This window comes from Bacillus cereus group sp. Sample62 (assembly GCF_036851315.1).
GTDB classification, from domain to species: Bacteria; Bacillota; Bacilli; order Bacillales; family Bacillaceae_G; genus Bacillus_A; species Bacillus_A wiedmannii.
Window position 1 is genome coordinate 1,130,526 of the sequence record NZ_JAFLPK010000001.1, and the last position, 25,841, is coordinate 1,156,366.

A 25,841-nucleotide genomic window follows, 5' to 3' on the forward strand; every position below is an offset into this window, starting at 1 on the left:
AATGCTGAGAAAATATGAAATAGGGAGAGGAAAATGACTGTGAAGAAATTGTTAAGTGTCTTTTTATCATTCATACTATTGCTTTCATTTACTGGAACTTTAGTACAAGCAGAAGAAACGACTTCTATGTCAGTAGAAAAAGCAATTCAAGTATTTAAGCAGCAAGGGAAAACGAAGGGGATAGTGGAAGGATATATCGTTGGATATACGCAAAGTCCTTCTAAATACACGAAAGATCCGGCTAAGTTTGATGATACAAACGTAGCAATTGCGGATTCGCCAAATGAAACGAATCCAGACAAAATCATGCCTGTTCAGTTGCCAAAGGGTGATGTGAGAGCGGCAGTAAACGTGAAAGATCATCCTGAAAATATCGGGAAGAAAGTTAGTTTAACAGGGACGCTTGAATTATATTTTAGTAGCCCCGGTTTAAAATCGGTAACGGCTCATAAGTTTCAAGGGGAAGGACAAAACCGTGTTAGCGATGTAGTAGCTTCGCCAGGTGGCGGAGAAGTTGCGAAGGGCACAGCGGTAACATTAACAACGAATACAGAAGGAGCAACAATCTACTATACGTTAGATGGCTCTAACCCTACAAACAAGAGTGTTCGTTATAACGGACAAATTGTAGTGAATGAAAATAGTGTGATTAAAGCAATCGCAGAGAAAGAAGGGCTTACTTCTTCAGCCATTTCAACATTTTCATTTGTTATCGTAAACAATGAACAGGTTCGTATTCATGATATTCAAGGAAAATCACATATTTCTCCTTACAAAGGAAAGAAAGTATACAATGTGGAAGGCGTTGTAACAGCGCTTGATAAAAATGGCTTTTATATAGAAGATAATCAGCCAGATAATGATCCAGCTACTTCAGAAGGTATGTACGTATACAAAAAAGATGCGAATGTAGTGGTAGGAGATCTTATTCAAGTTGATGGAGAAGTAGAAGAATATGTTGGTCCTGGATATGCAGAAAGGTTTGACACAGATTTAACGACGACGGAAATTAAAGCGAGCCGCGTTGCTGTAATCGCGAAAGATCAATCTTTACCAGCACCGATTCTACTTGGAGAAAACGGTGTGAAAATCCCTGATCAAATTATCGATAATGATGCATTCGGTTTATTTGATCCAAATGAAGATGCAATCGACTTTTATGAAAGTGTAGAAGGTATGCGCGTTACGATGCCAACACCAAAAATTATTGCCCCTCAGAAAAACGGCAATTTATATGTAACAGTGAAAAATGGCGGAGATAAAGTCGTAACGAAATATGGCACACCTGTATTAGATGAAAATCAATTAAATCCAGAGCGTCTTTCTGTAAAAGTCCCTCGTGATTATGTAGCAAAAGTAGGAGATACTTTTACTGGAGATATAACAGGGGTAGTCGGATATGATTACGGTTCGTTCCGCATTTCGCCAATAACAGAATTACCATCTGTAGTGGACGGTGGATTTAAGCAAGTAGGGGCAAATATTCAGCCTCGTCTTGATAAGTTAACAGTTGCTACATATAACATTGAAAACTTCTCGGCGAATAAAAAAGAAACAACAGATGAAAAAGTAAAAGCGTTAGCGTATTCTATTAAATACAATTTAAAAATGCCAGATATTATCGGTGTAGAGGAAATGCAAGATAATAACGGAACGATTAATGACGGTACAACAGATGCTTCATTAAGCGCAAAACGTATCATTGATGCAGTTCTAGAAATTCGTGGACCAAAGTATGAGTATGTAGAAATTGCTCCGAACAATAATCTAGACGGAGGAGCACCAGGAGCGAATATTCGCGTCGGTTTCTTCTACAACCCATCACGCGTGAAATTAGCAGCAGTACCGAAGTTACTTGATAAAAATGTCGTTCGCATTGGAGACGAAAATCCATTATTTGAAAGTACACGTAAACCGCTTGCAGCAGAATTTACGTTCCAAGGACAAAACGTTGTTGTCGTTGCAAATCACTTAAACTCAAAAATAGGAGATGCAACGCCATTTGGAAAAGTGCAGCCGCTCGTATTAAAGAGTGAAGAAAAACGAATTCAGTTAGCACAAGAAGTAAATCACTTCGTACAAGGAATTCAGAAAAAGAACACGAATGCACCAGTTGTTGTGTTAGGGGATATGAACGATTTTGAGTTCGCTAAACCACTAAAAACATTAGAAGGAACAAACTTAAAGAATATGTTAAACACAGTGCCGAAAGAGAACCGCTACACGTATATTCATGAAGGAAATGCACAAGTGTTAGATCATATTTTAGTAACAAACAACATCGCACCACACACAATTGTAGATCCAGTACACTTAAACTCGAACATTATGAAAGAACATGGACGTGTAAGTGACCACGACCCAGTACTTGCTCAAATTGATTTGAAGAAAGCTTCTTAAATAGTCATGAAAGAACGCTTAGAGATATACTGAGCGTTCTTTTTCTGTAAAAATCATGTTAAAATTAACTAAAAATTCAGCTTTTTATAAAAAGGAGGTTAAAGATGCAAGCGTGGTTAAATGGAAAGTTAATGAATCAGCTTGCAATTTTTTTTAGTACAATCGTCATGCTTCAGTTTGTAGCTGATGTAACAGGACTTACTCAAAATTTGGATATTACATATAACTTAATACATACAGCATCGTCCTATGTAACGTTTAGTTTGGCAGTTATTTTTACTCTAATAGGCGCAAGAAGAGAATTAAGTACATATGCAATTATTTTATTATGTTCAGTTGTAGGTATTAAAGTGATTTATTTTGCGGCGGTCATTATTTTATGGGGATTAGCAGGTACGCCGTAAAGGGGAGATGATTATAAGATTGATAAATGTAAATGATAATAAGAGCGTAATTCTCTAAGCTAACTTAGGGAATTACGCTCTTATTCGTTCAATGATTTAGTCCGAAATTGCTTGAAACGCTTTTCTACACCGATCTCTTTTTTGCAGTCTTCTTCTATATTTTTTTCTATCCCGCTTTACGCCTTGTATATACATAAATAAGCTAACGAGAAGGAAGAAAGTACATTGCAACGTTAAAATGTACGGTGACATGCCTTGCAATGGTTGTTTCGGATCATATAAATGAATAGGTGCTCCGCCTATTGAAGGAAATATTGTATTTAGCAGGACGTAAGGAATGGAGGCAACTGCAAATGGAAAGAGAATTGCCATATAGTCCTTTTGTGACCATACAGATGCAGCAAGTCCTAAAAGAGCCATTAAACCTGCAAATAAAAAATTAATTCCGATATATACAGTAATGTAAGTGAGAGGCGCATCGAAATATAGGTTTGCGAACATTCCATCAGCATTTATGATGCCTGAACCAATCGTAGGTGTTCCGTCTGGAATGGTTAATTTGCAAAATAATAACGATAAGATGAATGGAAATGTATAAAGAAATCCTCCGCAAAAAAACGTAACGATATATTTCATTACTGAATAAGGAAATATAGAAATCCCCTTACTCACAAACGGTTTAAAACCATCTGACTTATCCGAATTGTAACTTGTACTAAAGGGGAAACTCGCAATAACTGGCATTAATAATAAATAAACATCCATTTCATTGTCGCGAAATCCGATCCATTTTATATCTGTTGAAATAGGTCCACTCGCAGCGTCTCCTAAATAACGAATGACATAGTAATAGTGATAAATACAAATAAGAACGAATCCACTAAACATAATAATTAAAGAAATACGACTACCAAAAGCTTGCTTTATATTTAAACGAAGCGCACGCATCATGACTGAAAAAGCCTCCACTATTTTGATAAACTTGTCTATTTTCTATATTACTATTAAATGTAAAGATTTTCTTGTTTTTTTATTTGATTATTTGAAAAAAGGGAAATTTGTTGTTTGTAAGTAAGGTTTAGCTGAAATTATATTTTTCTAAAATATGGTTGACAATTAAGTATTACATTTGTAATCTTAATTATAGATTACAAATGTAATACAAAGGAGTGAAACATACTATGACAAATCAATTACCTAAAATATCTGAAGCTGAATTAGAAATTATGAAAGTGCTTTGGTCTAACTCTCCACAAACAGCGAATGAAATTATAGAAGAACTAGAAGATGCAATGGACTGGAAACCGAAAACCATCCGTACATTAATTAATCGGTTAGTACAAAAGGAAGCTGTTTCTTACCATCAAGATAAAGGGCGCATGTATGCTTATTATCCGTTAGTATCACAAGATAATTATTTGCAAGTTGAAACAAAATCTTTGCTAAAGCGTTTTTGTGGCGCAGCGTTCAAGCCATTACTTGTTAATTTTTTAAAAGAGGAAAAATTGTCTTCAGAAGATATTAATGAACTGAAACGCATTTTAGATGAGAAGACAGAGGAGAACAAGAGGAAGGATAGATAACAATGATAGACATGCTTATAAATGTATACCTTCCTCTTTTTTTTGATTGGCTTATAGAAACGTCACTTATGGCTAGCGTATTAGTTGGATTTATTTTATGTATAAAAGTACTATTTAGAAATAAATTAACGCCCCGATGGCAATATATGCTGTGGATCGTACTAATGATAAGACTCCTTTTACCTTGGTCACCAGATAGCTCTTATAGCATTTATTCATTACTTTCTTATAGTTCTAGTGTGTCGGAAGTTATTCAGAAAAATACATCTTCACCTGAGAATACAGTGAATAACGAGATGAAGCAGACAATGGACTTAGAACCAAATTCAGAAACTGTGACAAAAAATAGTGGACCTGAAGTAAAAGCGGGTGCGGAACAACAGACTACATTTTCTTTATACAAAATTGCTTTGTATGTGTGGCTAGCTGGGGTCATCGTATTAGCAGTTATTACGTTTCTTACAAATAGACGGTTATATTCGTACATAAAGAAACAACCGGATATTACGGATGAACAGGTCGTTACAGTGTTTAATCGCTGTAAGCAGTCTATGAAAATAAAGAAGGCAGTTTCATTACGTTTAGCAGGAAAGATTGCGAGCCCAACTGTTTTTAGTTTCTTTCGCCCGAAAGTATTACTATCAAAAAAACATATGAAAGTATTAAATGAGCAACAATTACAATATGTTTATTACCATGAGTTAGCTCATATTAAGAGAAACGACATAGCTGTAAATTGGATTATGTACAGTGTAATCCTATTAAATTGGTTCAATCCGATTCTTTGGTACGCCTATTTCTGTATGCGAGAAGATCAAGAGTTAGCCTGTGATGCATATGCACTTACTTTTATAGATAAAGAGGAGAAAATTGCATACGGTCATACAATTATTACCCTTTTAGAACATTATTCCTATCAAGCACCAAGCCTAGCAAATTTAAGTAGGAATAAACGAACACTAAAAAGGAGAATCATTATGATTAAAAATTTCCAAAAGAAATCGTATCGTCTTTCTTTACTTGGAGTTATTGCTATAGCAGCTATAGCAGGCGGATTTTTATTAAATGCAAGGATAACTGAGGGAGATGAAAGACAGAAAGAAAAAGTTGTAGAAAAAAAGCAATCTAAAGCGGCATTTGAAAAAGCGATAGAAACAGTATTAGGTACACCGGAGAATGCAAGTAGAGAATGGGGGATGTCAATAACGTCATATAAAAAGAATACAGATTTTTTGTATTTGGCAGAAAAGAATTTTACAAAAGAAGAATTTGAGCAGTATGTTCGATTATTTAAGGAAGCGCAAGAAATTCATAAAAAAGCAATGGTTAAGAAAAATGTGCCTGAGAATTATGATGGAGATACAAAGGAATATAAACCTGAACGCTTGAAGAAAACTGATCAAGAAAGACTAGCTACTATTGAGAAGACATTAAAACCGCTTGGAGATAAGCTGGAGAAGTCTTTAACATATACTATAGAAGAAGCAAAAGAACATGTACCGTATCAAATTAAGCAGCCGACTTATATACCTGAAGGTTATGAGTTAAAGAGAGAATGGGCTGACTCATATTTTGGAAGAGATGTAGAATTAGTTATTAAATCAGAATATACAAAAGGAAAATATGGTTTTACGATTTATCAGTCAAGGATGTATATGGATGGTAATGGTACTAAGGATCCGCTACACTATATGATGCCTGGAGTAGAGAATCTAGAAAGTTATAGTTTAGATGGGAAAGGAATGGTATATAATAAAGCTTCTCATGGAGAGGGGAAGTTAAGAGGCCTTAAAATGTTTGTACCAGCACAAGGTAAGAATAGTGAGTATCAAATTGTCATAGTGAATGATATTTTTACAAGAGATACAAAGATATACGAAGAGATAATCGATGATGAGCTAACTAAGAAAGAAATGGAGAAAATATTACTTTCTATGTCAAAATAAAAGACAGTGTTCTTAAACTTTTAGTTTTAAGAACACTGTCTATTTTATTAAATTTCTAGTGTGATTTAGCCAGCAATTATTATGAATATATTCTAGCTTTCCATACAAGTATATTTTTTGATACACTATGGACAGTATGGTATACACTGACTGGAATTTTTTATGTTGGAAATAATAAAAAAGAGAGCTTGTATAGAATGTAAGCGTGTGGTAATATCAAAGATGTACTGATTGACTATATTATCCAATTGGTCATTTTTGGAGGTGACGATGTGGCGATAGATCGAAAACGTTCTATTATTGAAGCTGCAACAAAGTCTTTTTCAGCGTTCGGTTATAAAGCAACAACGATGGATCAAGTAGCGAAGTTAGCGAATGTAGGAAAAGGGACGATTTATACTTTTTTCAAAAATAAAGAAGAGCTATTTGGTGAAATTATTTCTAATTTAATTACAGAAATGAAGCAAGTTGCAGAAAATGCAATTCGTTCAGATGTTTCATTTTTTGAAAATGTACATAGAGCATTATATAGCATATTAGAATTCAGAAAAGAACATCAGCTCATGATTAAGTTAATTCAAGAAGAGCGTGATATGGGAACGAAAGAAGTACAAGAAGTGATGCAACAAGTAGATGTGGAAATCGTTTCTGTCATTCAATCGTATTTAAAGATTGCGATTGAAAAAGGTGAAATTAGCAAATGTGATCCGGAAATTACAGCATTTATTATGCTTCGCTTATACGTATCGCTTATTTTTGATTGGGAAAAAAATCATGAACCGCTAGAAAAAGAAAAAATTGCAGAATTATTTGAACTTTATTTATTAAAAGGATTGTCAAATTAAGATAATCCTTTTATTATTATAAAAAATGACCAAATGACCAAATGACCAAATGAATAAATTGGTCATATCTTTAATTTAAGGAGGGAAAATAGAAATAGTAATTTCATATTGAGTAAAAGTTGCATAGTATAAATTCGGGGATAAGGCATATGTATGAATAGGTATAGCCTTTTTATTTGGGAGAAAATGACCGAATGAACAATTTGGTCATTTAGAAAAGGGGGAGAAATGATGAAATGGAATCAGTTGCTTCGTAAAGAGTTTACTGAAATTATAAAAAGTAAAAAAATATTAATTCCAATTATCGCGGTATTATTCGTACCAATTTTATATGCAGGTATGTTTTTATGGGCCTTTTGGGATCCGTATAAACAGTTAGATGATTTACCAGTTGCGGTAGTCAATTTAGATAAAGGTGCAGTATTTGATGGGAAACCAATTGAGGTCGGAAAAGGTCTCGTTGATAACTTAAAAGATAATACAAGTTTCAAATGGGAATTTGTAAGTGAAAAAGAAGCGAAAAAAGGAATGGAAGGTAGAAAGTATTACATGCTAGTACGCATTCCAAATGACTTCTCAAGTAACGCTACAACGTTATTAAAAGATGATCCCAAACCATTAAACTTAGAATACATTCCAAACGAAAGCTTAAACTTCTTATCTTCACAAATTGGCGGAACAGCCATTGAAAAAATTAAAGGTGAAGTATCAAGTACGTTAACGAAAACATATGCAGAGAAAATGTTTGATTCCATTCAAGACGTCTCAAAAGGATTAGCAGATGGGGCAGAAGGAGCAAATAAACTACACGACGGATCAAGTGAACTGCATGATGGTTCAAGTAAAGTGACGGATGGCCTTCATACACTTCAAGGGAAGTCTGGAGAGATGAAGGATGGAGTTGGTAGGTTAGTAGATGGATCTGGAAAAGTGACAGATGGCCTTTATACGTTGCAAGGAAAATCAGGGGAAATGACAGTTGGTATTAATAAGCTGTTAGATGGATCTGGTCAGGTAACAGCTGGTTCAAGTAAAGTAACAAATGGTTTAAATATGTTAAACAGTAAAACGGGAGAAATGCAGATTGGAATTAATGAACTATTAAATGGAGCAGGGCAACTTTATGGTGGTTCTAGTCAAGTTAATAGTGGTTTAAATGTGCTAGTTAATAAATCGGGTGAGTTACAAAAAGGGATAGGAAATCTTTCTGATGGCTCAGTTCAATTGTATGGTGGCTTAAAAGAATTAGAGGGTAAATCTATTGAATTAAATAATGGATTGAAAAGTGCTTCTGTAGGTACTAATAAATTACAAAAGGGCACAGGTGAACTTTCAAGTGGTTTAGAGAAACTAGATGGTGCAAAAGATCAACTAGAAGAAGGGGCACAAAAAATTCAGCAAGGTTTACAAGATTTAAACAATCAAGTACAAAGTGTTGTAACTAGTCAAGCAAATGAACAAAAATCGTCTAATACAACACAACAAGTAAACGTAGAGATAAATAAAACAGCGGCAAGCGTAGAGCAACTAAAAGAAAGTTCTCTATCTAATGCAGAGAGTGCAAATGAAACAACAAAAGATGTTGCAGCTTTGAAAGAACAAATTGCAAGTTTACCACAAGAATATCAAGATAAGTTAGAACCATTTATAGCAAATGTTAAGAAAAGTACAGATACAGTTCAAAAGAAATCGACAGAATTTGTCGGTACAACAAATATAGTAAATAAAAATGTATCACAGTTAAAAAGTGTAATGAATGAGGGGAGAGAGGGAGCGCAAATAAAGGTATCAACTGCAGGAAATCTAAATGGTTTAGTAGCTGGTATCGAAAAATTAGCAACAGAGCAAAATAAATTTTTGGTTAATTTCCAAGGATTTGGTCAAGGGCTAGGGGTAGCAAAACTTGGAGCAAATAATGTAGCAGAAGGAAGTAAAGAATTAAATGTTGGTGTTAGTCAGTTGGCTGAAAATGGTCCGAAGCTTGTAAATGGAGTTAATGAGTTGAAAAATGGAGCGGGTAAGCTTAGTGGTGGTTTAGGTGAATTATCTTCAGGATCAAATCAATTAATTACAGGTGTAAATCAATTGGCAGACGGATCAGGAAAAGTGACAAGTGGTTTAGGGAAATTAAATGGTGGCTTAGGTGAATTATCTAGTGGCGCCAATCAAATGGTTGGAGGAATAAATCAGTTAGCGGGGGGATCTAGCCAAGTCACAGACGGTTCCGGTCAAGTAACAACAGGATTGGGCACATTATCAGGAGGAACAGGTCAATTAGTTGATGGAGTAAACAAGTTAGCAAATGGCTCTGGCCAAGTAACAACAGGATTAAGTACATTATCAACAGGCTCAACCCAGCTAATCGACGGCGTAAATAAATTAGCAGACGGCTCTGGAAAAGTAACAGATGGCCTCGTAAAAGTAAACGACGGTTCAGGTGAACTAGCTGAGAAACTTGGCGAAGGAGCAGAGAAAACTGGTGAAGTGAAAGGGACGGATAAAACGTATGATATGTTTGCAAGTCCTGTAAAAGTGAAGACGGAGAAAATGGCGGAAGTTCCTAACTACGGAACTGGATTTACACCGTATTTCTTATCGCTCGGTTTATTTGTTGGGGCATTGCTATTATCAATCGTATATCCATTACGTGATACAGTTGGCGTTCCAAAATCAGGATTTAGTTGGTTTATTAGTAAGTTCGGTGTTTTACTATCAGTCGGTATTATTCAAGCGATAGTAGCAGATATTATATTACTATTCGGATTAGGTGTAGAAGTACAAAGTATTCCGTATTTCATACTCTTTAGCATCGTTACAAGTTTAGCGTTTATCGCATTAATTCAATGTTTAGTAACAGCATTCGGTGATGCAGGTCGTTTCATTGCCATCATCACATTAATTATTCAGCTTACAACGAGTGCTGGAACATTCCCACTAGAATTGATTCCGAAGTTTTTACAACCATTCAACGCTTGGTTACCGATGACATATTCTGTATCAGGATTGAAAGCAGTCGTATCAAGTGGAGACTTTAACTTCATGTGGCAAAACGTAGGGATACTCATGATTTTCATCGTGGTATTATCACTTGGAACGATTGCATCATTAACTTGGATGCACAAACGACAATTTAGAAATATTGCTGAAAATCAATCGGTTGAAGCGTAGAAAAAAGCACCTTTTCGGTGCTTTTTTATTTTAGTTCTTAATTCCATGCCTATCCTTTTTAATGCTAATTCAGCTATTCTAGGCACTCAATCAATTTGTCCTTGGAGCTCTTGCTTGTAATTTCTGATTGCAGTCTAAACGAAAGAAAAGGAATTACAACAATTTACAGAGAAACATAAAATAGAGGGGCTGATATGATGAAAGGAAATCTTACTTACTATTTTATCTTATATCCACTAATTTTCTTTCTTGTTTTCACTCTTTCACCTATCTCGTTTCATAAAGAGGAATATACAAGTATAAAAGATACATTAGGAATACTTTTATTCTACTATGTGCTAATTAGCGGGTATTACTTTATGAATGTTGTAAGTGAAAGAATGAAGAAGAATAGTAAGGACAAATAATAAAGTTTCATTGCATAAAAACCGATGGAGGACAACAAAATGACTGAAAGTGAAATAAAATTCAGAGATACGACGATTCGTAACTTTTTCGATAAAGAGGACCGCCTAAAATCGATTCCAGGTCAAAAGAAGAAAAAATTAGTATGATTAGAGTATTTAATCAGCAAATTAAACGCTGAAAATCAATATACGGAAAAAGAAATTAATACATTCATAAAGCAATATCACGATGATTTTTGTACGATTAGACGTGAGTTTATTGTGCACGGGTTTATGGATCGAGAGGATAATATGTAGCATATAAACGGGAGAGAAGTTTGGACAAAGTGGGAGGAGTTAAAATAATGAATTAGCGGGGAATCCTCACGTTACTATTCTTCTTTGGAGTTTTTAGAAAAAGGTAAGAGGTGATTTAGTGATACGATTAGCAAAAGAGATTGATGCGGAAGCAATTATAGATATTAGAAAAGAAATTATATTATCGGAAACTACTACAAAGTTTTTTATAGTGTCTCCAAGTGAATTACCAAATGATATTGATGCAGAAAAAGAAAAGATACGGAAAAGCAATGAAAAAGGGAATCTTTATATAGTTTATGAAGTAGATAGTAAGGTAGTTGGCTTTTTACTTTTCAACCGCTACGAACTAGAACGTCTACGACATGCAGGTACAATGGGAATGGGGATTAGAGAGGCGTACTGTAATCAAGGAATTGGTACGAAACTAATTGAATTTCTTATTAGTTGGGCTAAAGGGCAGGAAGGTTTAGAGAAAATTTGCTTAGGCGTAGTTTCTATTAATGATAGGGCGATTAAGGTGTATAAACGTATGGGGTTTGTAGAAGAAGGAAGACAAAGAAAGCAAATTAAATATGAAGATGGAACATATGGAGATGACGTATTGATGGGGCTTTATATTGAATAAAGGGTTAGTAAGAAGATGTATATACGTTATGCTATGTTCATCTTTTTTAGTCTAAAAGCAGTATCAATCCCCCGCCAATTAACAGACTTTTCCCTATGTATAATATTAATATAGTAAAATCATAACAACCCATATTGCAGTTTCCAATAATATACTATATAATCAATTTAAGAAAACGTTTTCATGCAAAGGGGGAGAATTTCGTGTCGACTATAGAGGACGTGGCGAAATTAGCGGGGTTATCAAGGACAACGGTTTCTAGGGTGATTAATAATCATCCATATGTTTCAGATGAGAAGAAAAAAAGGGTTCAATTAGCAATGAAGCATTTAGGTTTCGTTCCTAATTCTGCGGCGAGAAGGCTTCGTAAACAAAAGACGGAAACAATTGCGGTGCTAGTTCCAAGGATTACAAATCCTTTCTTCAGTAGATTTATTGAAGCAATTGAAATTGCTGCTTCTGAACATAAATATAAACTGATTATTTGTCAAACAAGATATTTACCGGAAAAAGAGATGGAGTATTTACAATTATTATCTACGAAACAAGTAGATGGGATTATTCTATGTTCACTAGAAAATCCGTGGGAAGATGTAGAGCCATACTTACAGCACGGTCCAATCGTGTTATGTAATGAATATATTGAGGAAGCAAATGTTCCAACAGTGAAGTTTGATCATGCGCAAGGAGCATACATAGCTGCTAAGCATGTGTTAGAACAAGGATATCGTAATCTTATTTTTTGCCGTGGAAACGAAACCAAAGTGGTTAGCCAGCAGCGAAAAATGGGCTTTTTACGTGCCATAACAGAGAAGAGCCGCCAAGTAGAAGCGATCGATTTTCTTGAAAACGCTTTCTCTTGGGATGATGGAAAGAGAATATTCCATGAAGTATTAAAGGACAAAAAAAATCCTACCGCGATTTTGGCAGGAGGCGACGAGGTTGCAGCTGGAATCATTTCAGAGGCAAAACACCATGACTGGAGCATTCCAGATGATCTCGCTGTTATCGGTTTTGATAATCAAATATTATCACAGATTACTGAGCCAGGTATTACGACAATTGAACAGCCAATCGATGAGATGGCCCGAAAAGTTGTCGACCTGATGATGGATAAAATCCATACGAAAAATTATCGACAAAAAGAATTGTATGAGTTTGAACTGGAGCTCTTGGTGAAAGGTTCAACGATGAAGAAGGATACGATGTTATTAGCCTAGTAGACTATGTCTGCTAGGTTTTTTTATGTTCATAAACTACTATTCTTCGTGAACGCAGTCATCACATTTGTTATGGTATGCTTCGTGCTGCTCATCAATTTCTTTCCCACAGTGCGCACAAGTTTTCGTTGGTAAATTTCTGAAAAACTCCATTGGTTGATCGATCATGTCAATCCCTCCATTTCCATTTCTTACTATTATTGTATTAGTACAAAAAACAAAAGTCAACAACTGTTTTATAACAAAGTTGAAAAATAATGAAAAAGTTTAGGAAATGGATTATAGTTAACAATGTAGAATGTAAGTGAAACATGCATTCCTACTCGGTTTTAGAAAGGATGGATACATATGAAAATGACTGTTGTCGGCTTTTGGGGCGGCTTTCCAGAAGCGGGAGAAGCAACGTCGGGGTATTTGTTTGAACACGATGGTTTTCGTTTACTTGTCGACTGTGGTAGTGGTGTACTAGCACAGCTTCAAAAATATATAACACCATCTGATATAGATGCAGTTGTACTATCACATTATCATCATGATCATGTTGCAGACATTGGGGTATTGCAATATGCGAGACTAATTACGAGTGCGACAACAAGGCAACTACCGGAATTACCAATATACGGTCATACGTTTGACGAGAATGGATTCCATTCTTTAACACATGAACCGCATACGAAAGGAATCGCGTACAATCCAGAAGGAACACTTCAAGTTGGACCGTTCTCGATTTCATTCTTAAAAACTGTTCATCCTGTTACATGTTTTGCGATGCGTATTACAGCTGGTAGTGACGCTGTAGTATATAGCGCTGATTCCAGTTATATTCCTGAATTTATTCCATTCACAAAAGATGCTGATCTTTTCATTTGTGAGTGTAATATGTATGCACATCAAGAGGCTGCAAAAGCTGGGCATATGAATAGTACAGAAGTAGCAAGTATTGCGAAAGATGCAAATGTAAAAGAACTTTTATTAACGCATTTACCGCATACAGGCAACCCATCTGATTTAGTAACAGAAGCAAAACAAATTTTCAGTGGCCACATTACGCTAGCGCATAGTGGCTACGTATGGAACTCATGAGGTGATATGATGTTATTTATTGATAATAAAGGGATTACAGATCCTAGAATAAACTTAGCAATTGAAGAATATTGTGTGAAGAATTTAGATATTAACGAAACATATTTACTGTTCTACATTAACAAACCTTCGATTATCATTGGTAAAAACCAAAACACAGTAGAAGAAATTAATGCAGATTATGTAAAAGAAAAAGGTATTCATGTCGTTCGTCGTCTATCAGGCGGAGGCGCAGTATATCACGATTTAGGAAACTTAAACTTCAGCTTTATTACGAAAGATGACGGAGACAGTTTCAGCAACTTCAAAAAATTCACAGAGCCTGTAACGAAAGCGCTTGGTAAATTAGGCGTAAATGCAGAACTAAGTGGCCGTAACGACATTTTAGCTGAAGGCAGAAAAATTTCAGGTAACGCGCAGTTCTCAACGAAAGGTCGTATGTTCAGTCACGGTACGTTACTATTTGACTCTGAAATCGATCACGTCGTATCAGCGTTAAAAGTAAAAATGGATAAGATTCAATCAAAAGGTATTAAATCAATCCGTAGCCGCGTTGCGAACATTACAGAATTCTTAAAAGAAAAAATGACGACAGAAGAGTTTAGACAACTTCTTCTAGAAACAATTTTCGAAGGGGAAACAGAAATTCCAACGTACGAATTAACAGAAAATGATTGGAAAGAGATCCATAAACTTTCTGAAGAACGCTACCAAAATTGGGATTGGAACTACGGGAAATCTCCGAAGTTCAACTTACAACATTCACACCGCTTCCCCGTTGGACAAGTTGACGTTCGTCTTGAAGTGAAAAAAGGAACAGTAACAGAATGTAAAATTTACGGTGACTTCTTCGGATCGCTAGATGTGCATGACATTGAAGAGCGTCTAACAGGCGTACAGTTTGATAAAGATGCATTCACTGTAGCTTTAGAAGATGTAGATATCAAACGCTACTTCGGTAATATTACAACAGAAGATTTCTTACATTTATTCTTCTAAAAATAAGGGAGGCTGCCGTAACGGGCAGCCTCTTTTTTTGCGTAGATTGTCACGTTTTATCGATAAGTCGATATATTTTAAAAATCGCCGATATAATTTCATTCACCATAAAATCACAGGACATTTGCCTCTTATAAAGGAATATATATATTCAAAAGGAGGCGAATTGAAATGAAAAGGGTAATGTACGTTGTATTACTGCTCAGCTTCGTCATCGGAATGACAGCTTGTAACGATGAAACTTCCTCAAGTCGCACACTTTTATCTATTGGAAAGCCAGCGAAGGATAATGTCATACATTTTACGCATACGGATAATAAACGAAAGATAGATGATATACAAACAATGTTTCAAAATAAGGAATGGAAAAGAAATGAAACGTTTAGTACGGTGAATAAAACACTAGACCTTGTCTTGTCGATAGATGAGGCCAATAATGGGTTACCGACATTATATGTTACATTGTTTTTTCATGAAAATGGAGCGGATGCATTCAACTTGTATGGGGAGCATACGAGCTTGAATAAAGAGGAACTAGAAAAACTTAGCGAAAAGATGAGTGCATATTATCCTGAAATGATTTTAGCCTTAGTTTCATAATGTGTAGGTGAATAGAATCCCCTTATCTTTCCAATGTGAATCAACAGGAGGTGATTGTTGTATATGCAGTTAATGGAATATCACTTGCTACTTTAATTTTCTTTTAATATAATTAATTTAGAATTTTTAAATATTCTAAATTTTATAAAGGTGGGGTTTGTGTGAATCTCGTTCAATCTTTGGCTGAAACGGCGAAAAAGAAGGGGGATAAACCGGCTTATATATTTATGGATCAGTCGGTCTCGTATGACCAATTAAACAAAATGGTCACAAGGTTTTCTAGCAATTTAGCAGCAATGGGCATTGGAAAAGGGGACAATGTCGCATTAGTTGTTGGAAACTCACCACATTTTTTGGTCGGTTTATACGGAACAATGAAAGCTGGAGCAACTGTTATTCCAGTTAATCCAATTTATACAGCAGACGAAATGCATTACATTTTACAAAATGGAGATGTAAAAACAATCATCGTACTCGACGTCCTTCTACCTGTTATACAATCTCTTACAACTAGACTTCCTTCACTTGAAAACATCATCATATGCGAAACCTCATCAGATTTTAACCATGTAGAAACCGAAAAAATGAAAACGTTTACGAGAATGATAGGGGCTGGAGATTTAACTTACGAAGGCCCAGAGCTAGATGAAGAAGATGTAGCGGTTATTCTATACACTTCAGGCACAACTGGAAAACCGAAAGGTGCGATGTTAACACATAAAAATTTATATAGTAATGCGAGCGATGTGGCTTCGTATTTACAATATACGGCTGATGACCGCGTCGTTGCGGCACTGCCGATGTTCCACGTATTTTGTTTAACAGTCGCAGTAAATGCACCGATTGTGAACGGCGCGACCATTTTAATGTTACCGAAATTTAGTCCGAAAGAAGTATTCCGTATTTGTCGTACGTACGAACCGACGATTTTTGCTGGTGTACCGACGATGTACAATTATTTATATTTATTCGAAGAAGCAAGCGCAGAAGATGTGAAGACGCTTCGCCTTTGTATTTCAGGTGGTGCGTCAATGCCTGTTGCTCTTCTGCAAAACTTTGAAAAACGCTTTGACGTTATTGTTTCAGAAGGATATGGTTTATCAGAAGCATCACCAGTTACTTGTTTTAACCCGCTAGATCGTCCGCGTAAACCTGGGTCGATCGGTACAAATATTTGGCATGTAGAAAATAAAATTGTAAACGAACTTGGGGAAGAAGTACCTGTTGGTGCAGTCGGTGAATTAATTGTTCGCGGACCTAACGTTATGAAAGGATATTATAACGCGCCAGAAGATACAGCAGCGACATTGAAAGATGGTTGGCTGTATACAGGTGACTTAGCGAAAATGGATGAAGAAGGTTACTTCTATATCGTTGATCGTAAAAAAGATATCGTCTTAGTTGGCGGTTATAACGTATACCCTCGTGAAGTAGAGGAAGTATTATATACACACGAATCTGTAGCAGAAGTTGTCGTAATCGGTGTTCCTGATGAAAACTTAGGAGAAGCAGTGCGAGCTTACGTCGTTTTGAAACAAGCTAACGTAACAGAAGAGGAACTTATGCATTATTGCACGTTACATTTAGCAAAATATAAAGTACCAATGAGTATCGAATTTTTAACAGATTTGCCGAAGAATACGACAGGTAAATTGTTAAGAAGAGCGTTAAAAGAGAAAGCGATGCAAGTTTAAAAATGGGGGCAACCATCTTTACGAAGGTGGTTGCCTTTATATTTTTTAGAATTGGTTAAGCTATAGCCCCATATATTTAAACCGTAATATGACTAATAAGGAGGAGATATACGTGGAGCAAAAGGAATTACGTTTGCGGCGAGTGCAATATCTTATTTGTGACATTATGGATGAAATGAACGCGGAAAGTGAGAAGAAAAACTTAGAAATTTTGCAGCAAGTCATTGATCATCTTTCAGGTGCAATAGGTGATTTAGTTGATCCATCAAGCTCATATTCTATTGATTATTTGGAAAGAAAAGTTCACACGGCGCATTATTTACTTTTTAAAAACGAGAGGAAGGCGTACTTATGTAGGAAATAGTATTATTAATTTTATTTGACATTGATAATCATTATCAATATGATAGTTATGTTGGGTATATTCATATAAAAGGAGATGTCGTATTGATAATGATTAAGAAAAAATATGTTAATGCGTTCGTTATAGCAGCAACTTTAGCAGTTCCATTCAGTGGTATTATGGCACCGATTGCGAAAGCAGAAGCGGCAGTAGAAATGAAAGTAAATAGCAAACTAGCAGATGGCACATATGACGTTATTTTAAAGACTTATAAAGATCAAACGAATGATACATCAGTTGCGTCTACATATTTAAAAAATCCAAAAGTAACCATTCAAGGTGATAAGAAAATCGTTACGTTAACAGTTCAAGATAGTAGCTATTTTCAGTACCTTAGAGTAGAAGATCCAAATAAAGCAGGAATATTCCATGATGTAAAAGTAATCTCCGAAGATAAAGTAAATAACGGTACGAAAGTTATTCAATTTGAAATTGATGAGTTTTCGAAAAAATATAATATGCAAATGCATATATTAATTCCAGCAATTAAATATGATCATAAATATCAAGTACAGTTTGAAGTTGATGCGAGTGCAATTGAACAGAAGCCTAAATTCTCTGATGTACCAACTTGGGCACAAGAGTCAGTTCAATATTTAGTAGATAAAGGAGCAGTGAACGGTAAGCCAGACGGTACATTTGCTCCGGCTGAAAATATCGATCGTAGTTCAGCTGCAAAAATATTAGCAACTGTTTTAGGGTTAGAAATTAAGAAAGATGCAAAACCATCATTCCGTGATGCACAAAATCACTGGGCAACTCCATATATCGCTGCTGTTGAAAAAGCAGGTATTGTAAAAGGTGATGAGAAGGGTAACTTTAATCCGAGCGGGTTAATTAACCGTGCATCAATGGCTTCTATGCTAGTAAATGCATATAAATTAGAAAGAAATGAAAATATAAAACTACCGAAAGAATTTGCTGACTTAAACAATCATTGGGGTGCGAAGTATGCCAATATTTTAATCCAAGAAAAGATTTCAATTGGAACAGATAATGGCTGGGCTCCAGATAAAGCGGTAAGCCGCGCAGAAGCAGCACAATTTATTGCCAAGGCAGATAAGTTAAAGAAATAAATGAAGCGGAATGAAATGAGAAATGAAGGCGCACAACGTTCACTTTGGTGGATAGATTGTGTGCTTTTTTGTTGTGGGATTTATTAATGGAATAGAGGTGGAAAAAGTATTGCCTCTTTTAATAAGGAGCTCAATAAACTGTATTTAAATCTATACCAATATAAACGAAATATTATAATATAAAATTAATCTTATGTGAATAACAATTATAATATTGTCGATGAATTGTCGGATTTTGTGCACAAAAACTTCAAAACTTCAAAACTATATTTACTTTACTTTTTCGTTTATATACATTGTGATATGTAACATTATATATGTTAAAAATATTTCAGCGAGGTGAGTTTATGGAAGCAAAGAAATGGTATAGGTACTTAATTCAACTTATCGTAGTTGCATTAATCGTTACCTCCATACCACTGAATGGATTGGCAGAAACGGCACCACCGTTTACACCATCTCCAAATTCAGAACAAAGTCCAGAAGTAGAAAAGAAAGAGGAAAAGGAGTTACCAGCTCCACATCCAGATCAGTTAAAGAAGGATAAGGCTAAAGCACAGGCAAATCCGACTGAGATTGTAGAAGAAAGAACGGAAACCGAAAAAGTTTTCGATAATAATGATGGTACATATACGAAAAAGGTATATACGGAACCGATTCATATTGAGAAAGATGGAAAGTTAGAAGAGGTTTCACCGAAATTAGTAGAAGCACCAAATGAAAAAATTGTAACAGAAAATACAACATTAGAACCAGAATTTGAAAAGTCAGCACAAGATGGAAAGTACGTTCAATTTAAAGTAAAAGATCATACTATTCAGTATAAATTAATGAGTGCAAATGGTGAAAAAGGTGAAGTGAAGCCGTCACCAGTTAATGCAACACATGAAAATAATACAGTCTGGTATAAAGGGATTTTCCCGAATATTGATTTAAAGAGTACGACGTTTAATGAAAACGTAAAAGAAGATTTTGTATTACGTGAATATACAGGACATCACATTTTTAATTTTGCATTAGAAACAGATTTAACACCGAGCTTACAGGAAGATGGTTCAATCGACTTCCAAAATGAGAAAAAAGAAAAAGTCTTCACATTACCGAAACCGTATATGAACGATTCAAATGTGGATCAACAATCAGGTGAGGCTGTAACGTCAGATGCGGTTCGTTACAATATTGAGAAAACAGATGGAAAGACATATACATTAACTGTTACTGCAGACCCGCAGTGGTTACAAGCACCAGAGCGAAAATATCCGGTATATGTAGATCCTTCTGTTGAACTAGGTAACTTTGAAAATGCATACGCTGCAAGTGCCTATCCAACTGTCAATTATTCAGGAGGAAAACTTTGGGATTCAGGTCAAAATGCTTACACGTTAAAAGTTGGGTATTATGATGGCTCATCTGGAACAAACTTTGCATTTGTTAAGCCAAATGTTTCAAATTTAAAAGGTGCAAAGATTGAAGATGCAACATTCCATGCCTATACAGTTTGGCATTATTATGCGAATCAACCAAATGGTGTTTGGTTAGATGAAGTGACAGGTAGCTGGAATGTTGGCGGAGTGAACTGGAATAATAAACCGAACTCTGCAAATATTGCGCATGCCGATGTAACAAGAGGACAATGGGCAAAATTTAACGTAACAAATACAGTAAAAGCATGGGTGGAAGGCACAAAGCAAAATAATGGCTTTAAGCTACATGCAAACGGAAATGGACAAAACCATTGGAAGAAATTTATTGCAGCTGAAAACGGAGCAAATGCACCGTACTTAGAAGTGAAATATTCTTACGCAAAACCGAATAAGCCAAGAGTACAAACTTACTCAAATGGTAGTGGTAGTGGTTCAGGTCACTTCAATATACAATGGGATGCAGTTCCAGGAGCAACAGGTTATAAAGTTGCTATTTTTAATGGGTATGATTATGAATATATTCCTGTTGGGAATGTGACTAGTTGGACGACAAAAGATAAAAAAATCTTCCCGACGCCAGCTGAAATTGCACAAGGGGAATTTGAGTTCCATACAGACGGTACAAGTAGTGGTGGAGAAGCACCAGTTAATCCAGGGCCAATTTATAAAAATGCTCATTTAGCAGGCAGCCCATATGGAGATTATAGCGCGAGACGTGGTTATTGGATTCGTATTGTTGCGACATATCCATTTGGCGATAGTCCACTTTCAGATGAAGTAGTTCCAACTATTCCATTAGAACAAGTGAAAAAGCCAGGTGGTTCAGCTTATATTAATGCGACCGATAAGGCAACTGGATATGTGACATTGAAATGGGAGCCAGTTCCTGAAGCATCTGGATATAAAGTTTGGATATTTAACGGAAAAGATTATGAGGCCTTTGATGTAGGGAATACAACCAACTGGACAACACAAAATCAAAAAATTTGGCCTACAAAAGATGAAATTGCAAAAGGTCAGTTTTTACTTCATCATGATAAAAAAGGTGTAGAACTGGCAATGGATCCATCGCCAGTATATCGAAATTCAGGTGGGCAGTATGGTGGCTTTACAAAATATTGGTTCCGTGTAACAGCGTATAATCAATCGGGGCACCCTGAAAGTGGGCTTTCGGATTCTTTTGAACCTAAATTCTCTCAAGACTTTGGATTTATGGGGATGTTTGATTACTGGGCATCAATTCCGGTATTAAATGGAAAGGTAAATGCATTTAATGGGAACTTCTTAATGGAAGAAAAGGATATGACTTTATCTGGTCGTGGTCCAGATGCTTCCTTAGCCAGAACTTATAATAGTCAATTAGGTCATATAGGTTTGTTTGGTAAAGGGTGGTACAGTAGTTTAGAAGAGAAAATTTGGCCAGATGCAGAGGGAAACTTACTGTTACATACTGCAAATGGTGCAGATATTACTTTTACTAAAACTGGTGAAAATACGTACCAAGCACCAACTGGTGTATATTTAGAAATTAAGAAAGTATCAGGTGGTTATGAAGTAAAGGATAGCGATCAAACAGTTACTTTCTATCATCATACAGATTTACGAGGGATCGGGTATGTAAAAGATAAATACGGAAATACAACAACTTATGAATATGATAATGAGTTCCGTTTATCAAAAATAAAGAATGCCTCAGGAAAAGAATTAGTACTGAAATATGATGAACACTATAAGAAAGTATCAAGTGTAATCGGCCCAGATAACAAGACGATTACATTTAAGTACGATGGTGATTTACTCGTTTCTTCTACAACACCAGAAGGAAAAGTATATAAGTATGGATATGATAATGGGGTACTGACAGCTATTTATGACCCGCAACATACAGATGCAAAACCATATAAAACATCGTATGCATACGAGAATAATAGATTAGTAAAAGTGACGGACCCATTAGGGAAAGCTACGACACTTGCATATAATACAGGTTCGAAGGAAGTTACGTTAACGAACCCTAAAGGTCGTAAAACTGTTTATACGTATAACGATGCTGGAAATCCAGTGAAAACAGTTGAAGATGTGGGACGTCTGAATTTAACGACATCGTATGAATATAATGCAAATAATTTAGTAAAAACAACAACTCCTAAAAATCAAACAGAAACAGCGACCTATGATGGTAACGGGAATGTAACTTCTGTTACTGATGAAATGGGAACTGAGAAGTTTGAGTACAATAAAGATAATGGGATTGTTAAAGCGACAGATAATGAGAATCGTGAAACAACAGTTGCTTATAAAGGAGCAAACACAGAAGTATCTGAAACAGACCAAGCAGCAAATACATCATCTTTCATGCAGTATGATCAATTTGGAAATCCAATTGAAACAACTAGAGAGTTAGGAACAGGGGAAAACCTGATTCAAAATCCAAGCTTTGAGATGGATATAACGAATGGATGGAAAGAAGAAAAAGGAAATAGTCAAGGGGCATTGAAAAAAGATGCAATCTTTGCACCTGGTGGATTGGGCGGAGCTTCATCGTTACAAATGACAGTAAAAGCGCAAAACGCTGGTTGGGGATACCATAGTGCGATTCAAGATATTGTAGTAGAACCCAATACAACATATACATTAAGTGGGATGATGAAAACATCGTTAACGCATGCTGGTGCATTCTTTAATGTTCAGTTGTTAAAAGAAGATGGAAATCCACTTGAAGGTGGAAATAATTGGTTTGATACACGTCATAACAGGATAGAGGGCGAAAAAGATTGGACGAATCGTCAAGTAACTTTTAAGACGACAGGCCAAACAAAAAAAGTTAGAGTATATCTACAAGTTGATTATAATCGAGCAGATTCAAGTGGTTCTGTTTGGTTTGATAAGATGCAATTGGAAAAAGGAGAGGTCTCTTCTAGTTTTAATCCGATTGAAAATAGTAGTGTAGAGAATATGACGGATAGAGGTTGTATCCCCGGGTGGTATAGAGGAGATGCAACAAGCTGTGATCCAAAAGATACATCACATGATAGTTTTACAGGCGATGCTTCTATTGGGATTGTACGTAATCAATATGGTGGTTCAGATGTTGGCTATAGTACAAAAATCACATTAAACCAACAAAAAGCAGAAACAATTACATTAACAGGGATGTCTAAATCTGAGAATGTAGAAAATACCGCACCAGATAAACTCTCACGAGATTACTCTATTTGGGCAGATGTTTATTATCAAGATGGTAGTGGTACGAACTATCAGGCGAAATTCCCAAGTGGTACAAATGATTGGAATCGTAGTGCGGTTGTCATTCCTGCCACGAAACCAATTAAGCGTATGGAAGTCTACCTTCTATTTAGAAGAGAGAATAAAGGAAAAGTTTGGTTCGATAATATTCGTTTACTAGAAGGTAACGCCCTTATTAAAAACGAGTACGATAACGACGGAAATGTTGTTGCTGCGTATGATGAAGAAGGACAGAAGAATACATTCACATACGATGCATCAGGAAATAAAAAGAGCGAAATAGATGAAAAAGGAAATACAAAACTATATGATTACAACAAAGATAATCTATTAACGAAGGTTACCTTAAAAAATGGTACCTCTGTAAATTATCGTTATGATCATAATGGAAATACAACAGAGAAATCTGTCATGTTTGGTGGGAAAACGCAAACACACAAATATGAATATGATGTAGATAATAAAAATACAGTGTATATCGATGCATTAAACCGTCGTATTGAAAATACGTACGATGAAAATGCAAACAAGATTAAAACACAAATGCCAAATGGCTCGATTCTAGAATCGGTATATGATACAGCAGATCGCGTCGTTGGTGAAAAGCGTAACGGAAAAGATTCATTTACATTCGAACGTGATCAAAATGGACAAGTTACGAAAGTAAAAGACAACGTCAATGGTGTAGAACGCACGAAAACATACGATAAGGCTGACCGTGTCACAAGTGCAACGGATAGCCGAGGCGGGAAAGTTGACTGGGCATATCACGACAAAGCAAACAGTAAGACAGAAAAATTAAAAGAACAAACAGTAACGCAAGGTGGATACACAAATAAAGTATCATATGACTACAACACGTTAGATCAAAACATACGTGTGACAGATGGCTCTCAAACGTATCGCTTTGATTATGACGATCAAGGAAATGTTCGTACGTATACAGCTGGTAATGGTTCAGGTTCTACCTTCAACTATGACCATGCGAACAAAATTAAAGATCTAGTAGTAGGTACATCAAATAGTATTCTACTTTCTGAACGATATGAATATGACCAATCAGGTAACCGTACGAAGATTAAACATGAAGGTGTGGGCGGAAAAGTAACAGAGACAAACTTTGTATATGATCCGATTAACCAATTATTAAATGAAGCACTACCAAACGGAACAAGTAAATCTTACACATATGATGGATTTGGAAACCGTACAAGTGTGAAAGTTGTAGAGAACGGAAAAGAAACAAAATCTATAGCAGCAACATTTAATGAAGGAAATCAACTTGTAAAATTCGGAAACGAATCGTTAACATATGATGCAAATGGAAATCGTACATCAGACGGAAAGTACAAGTATACATGGAATGAAGATGATCAGATTGTAGCGATTACGAAACAAGGTGAAAGTAATGCATTTGCAACTTATAAATATGATGAGAATAACCGTCGTATTGAAAAGAATGTAAATGGTCAAGTAACACGTTACTTCTATGATGGAGACAGCATTAACCCATTGTATGAGACGGATGGTAGTGGAAATGTTCTACGTCAATATGTATACTCTACAAGTGGCATACGCCTAGCAATGAAATCAAAAGGACAAACGTTATACTATCACTACAACCCTCGTGGTGATGTCGTTGCGATGACAGATCAAAATAGAGAAGTTGTAGCAACATATGAGTACGATTCGTGGGGTAACGTATTAAAGAGTGACGCAAAAGGTATCGCAGCAGACAATCCATTTGGATATGCAGGATACATGTATGATAAAGAGATTGGCATGTATTATTTGATTGCTCGTTACTATAATCCAGATCATGGTGTGTTCTTATCGGTGGATCCTGATCCGGGTGATGAAGATGATCCGGTTACAATGAATGGGTATACGTATGGTGATAATAATCCGGTGATGAATGTCGATCCGGATGGGCATTGGGTATGGTTTGCAGTAAATGCTGGATTTGCAGCATATGATGGTTATAAGGCTTATAAATCAGGTCAAGGATGGAAAGGTGTCGCTAAAGCAGCCGCTAAGGGTGCTATTGGTGGAGGGAAATTTAAAGCTGTAAAACGAGTATATCAGAAGGTACAAAACTATCGATCGAATAGAATAGCTAGAAAAATGAATTTTGATAGTTCAGCAGCTAAACATATGGGAGAGCCTGGAAGGTATGTCCCAACACAAATTTTAGCTAAAGCAATTGTACATGGGAAAAAAGGTAAGGATGGGGCGAAGGGATATAATAGTTACTCAATTAATATGCACAAGTTAGAAAAAAAACGTCCTAATAATGGGGATCCAAGAAAATATAAACATAAAAAATATATACTAAAAGTAGTATACAACCCTAAAACAAAAAAGGTCAGACACTTTCATTACCAATAAGAGATTAGCTGAACTTATAAATGTATAAGT

18 protein-coding genes and 1 pseudogene are annotated in these 25,841 nt (G+C 35.8%); 17 read left to right on the forward strand and 2 right to left on the reverse strand.

Going from position 1 to position 25,841, the window contains the following annotated elements:
* Positions 1-33: 33 nt before the first annotated feature.
* Both J0835_RS05680 and J0835_RS05685 read left to right on the forward strand, forming a co-directional pair.
* Positions 34-2,400: a DUF6359 domain-containing protein gene (locus J0835_RS05680; RefSeq protein ID WP_087979730.1), complete on the forward strand. Its 2,367-nt coding sequence runs from the start codon at positions 34-36 to the stop codon at positions 2,398-2,400.
* A gap of 104 nt (positions 2,401-2,504) precedes the next feature.
* Entirely contained in the window at positions 2,505-2,804 is a 300-nt protein-coding gene (locus J0835_RS05685; protein ID WP_140386695.1) for a hypothetical protein, read from the forward strand.
* Between the two features lie 96 nt (positions 2,805-2,900).
* Here the strand turns inward: J0835_RS05685 and J0835_RS05690 are convergent, their stop codons facing one another.
* Positions 2,901-3,755 carry a hypothetical protein gene (locus J0835_RS05690; protein ID WP_087979731.1) on the reverse strand — a complete coding sequence of 285 codons (855 nt, stop codon included), beginning with the start codon at positions 3,753-3,755 and terminating at the stop codon, positions 2,901-2,903.
* A gap of 230 nt (positions 3,756-3,985) precedes the next feature.
* Between J0835_RS05690 and J0835_RS05695 the strand changes: the two genes are divergently transcribed.
* The 8 genes and pseudogenes from J0835_RS05695 to J0835_RS05730 all read left to right on the forward strand — a co-directional run bounded on the left by J0835_RS05695 (position 3,986) and on the right by J0835_RS05730 (position 12,898).
* Entirely contained in the window at positions 3,986-4,387 is a 402-nt protein-coding gene (locus J0835_RS05695; RefSeq protein ID WP_000184503.1) for a BlaI/MecI/CopY family transcriptional regulator, read from the forward strand.
* A 2-nt stretch (positions 4,388-4,389) separates the two neighbouring features.
* A complete protein-coding gene (locus J0835_RS05700; RefSeq protein ID WP_087979732.1) occupies positions 4,390-6,333 on the forward strand; it encodes a M56 family metallopeptidase in 1,944 nt (647 codons plus the stop codon).
* 272 nt (positions 6,334-6,605) lie between these two features.
* The gene (locus tag J0835_RS05705; RefSeq protein ID WP_000963378.1) at positions 6,606-7,178 is read left to right on the forward strand and encodes a TetR/AcrR family transcriptional regulator; all 573 of its coding nucleotides are present in this window, start codon (positions 6,606-6,608) and stop codon (positions 7,176-7,178) included.
* A 231-nt stretch (positions 7,179-7,409) separates the two neighbouring features.
* Entirely contained in the window at positions 7,410-10,346 is a 2,937-nt protein-coding gene (locus J0835_RS05710; RefSeq protein ID WP_087979733.1) for a YhgE/Pip domain-containing protein, read from the forward strand.
* Positions 10,347-10,540: 194 nt separating this feature from the next.
* Complete coding sequence (locus J0835_RS05715; RefSeq protein WP_087979734.1) at positions 10,541-10,753, forward strand: hypothetical protein; 213 nt, start codon at positions 10,541-10,543, stop codon at positions 10,751-10,753.
* 39 nt (positions 10,754-10,792) lie between these two features.
* A pseudogene (locus J0835_RS05720) lies at positions 10,793-11,050 on the forward strand (DUF2087 domain-containing protein).
* A 118-nt stretch (positions 11,051-11,168) separates the two neighbouring features.
* Positions 11,169-11,678 (forward strand): GNAT family N-acetyltransferase, encoded by a 510-nt coding sequence (locus J0835_RS05725; protein WP_087979735.1) that lies wholly within the window; start codon positions 11,169-11,171, stop codon positions 11,676-11,678.
* A gap of 203 nt (positions 11,679-11,881) precedes the next feature.
* Positions 11,882-12,898, forward strand: a complete 1,017-nt coding sequence (locus tag J0835_RS05730) for a LacI family DNA-binding transcriptional regulator (protein ID WP_087979736.1) — start codon at positions 11,882-11,884, stop codon at positions 12,896-12,898.
* A gap of 39 nt (positions 12,899-12,937) precedes the next feature.
* Here J0835_RS05730 and yhfH read toward each other — a convergent pair whose 3' ends face one another.
* Entirely contained in the window at positions 12,938-13,066 is a 129-nt protein-coding gene (gene yhfH, locus J0835_RS05735) for a protein YhfH (RefSeq protein WP_000567010.1), read from the reverse strand.
* Between the two features lie 180 nt (positions 13,067-13,246).
* On the opposite strand from yhfH, the gene J0835_RS05740 reads away from it, so the two are divergent.
* From J0835_RS05740 to J0835_RS05770, 7 genes are all read left to right on the forward strand, one after another.
* Positions 13,247-13,981 carry an MBL fold metallo-hydrolase gene (locus J0835_RS05740; RefSeq protein WP_087979737.1) on the forward strand — a complete coding sequence of 245 codons (735 nt, stop codon included), beginning with the start codon at positions 13,247-13,249 and terminating at the stop codon, positions 13,979-13,981.
* Between the two features lie 9 nt (positions 13,982-13,990).
* Positions 13,991-14,980 (forward strand): lipoate--protein ligase, encoded by a 990-nt coding sequence (locus tag J0835_RS05745; protein WP_087979738.1) that lies wholly within the window; start codon positions 13,991-13,993, stop codon positions 14,978-14,980.
* Between the two features lie 171 nt (positions 14,981-15,151).
* Positions 15,152-15,580 carry a hypothetical protein gene (locus tag J0835_RS05750; protein WP_087979739.1) on the forward strand — a complete coding sequence of 143 codons (429 nt, stop codon included), beginning with the start codon at positions 15,152-15,154 and terminating at the stop codon, positions 15,578-15,580.
* A 161-nt stretch (positions 15,581-15,741) separates the two neighbouring features.
* Complete coding sequence (locus J0835_RS05755) at positions 15,742-17,274, forward strand: fatty acid--CoA ligase family protein (RefSeq protein WP_087979740.1); 1,533 nt, start codon at positions 15,742-15,744, stop codon at positions 17,272-17,274.
* Between the two features lie 112 nt (positions 17,275-17,386).
* Complete coding sequence (locus tag J0835_RS05760) at positions 17,387-17,638, forward strand: hypothetical protein (protein ID WP_000435468.1); 252 nt, start codon at positions 17,387-17,389, stop codon at positions 17,636-17,638.
* 89 nt (positions 17,639-17,727) lie between these two features.
* Positions 17,728-18,753 carry an S-layer homology domain-containing protein gene (locus tag J0835_RS05765; protein WP_087979741.1) on the forward strand — a complete coding sequence of 342 codons (1,026 nt, stop codon included), beginning with the start codon at positions 17,728-17,730 and terminating at the stop codon, positions 18,751-18,753.
* A gap of 347 nt (positions 18,754-19,100) precedes the next feature.
* Positions 19,101-25,811 (forward strand): DNRLRE domain-containing protein, encoded by a 6,711-nt coding sequence (locus tag J0835_RS05770; RefSeq protein WP_140386696.1) that lies wholly within the window; start codon positions 19,101-19,103, stop codon positions 25,809-25,811.
* Positions 25,812-25,841 lie beyond the last annotated feature (30 nt).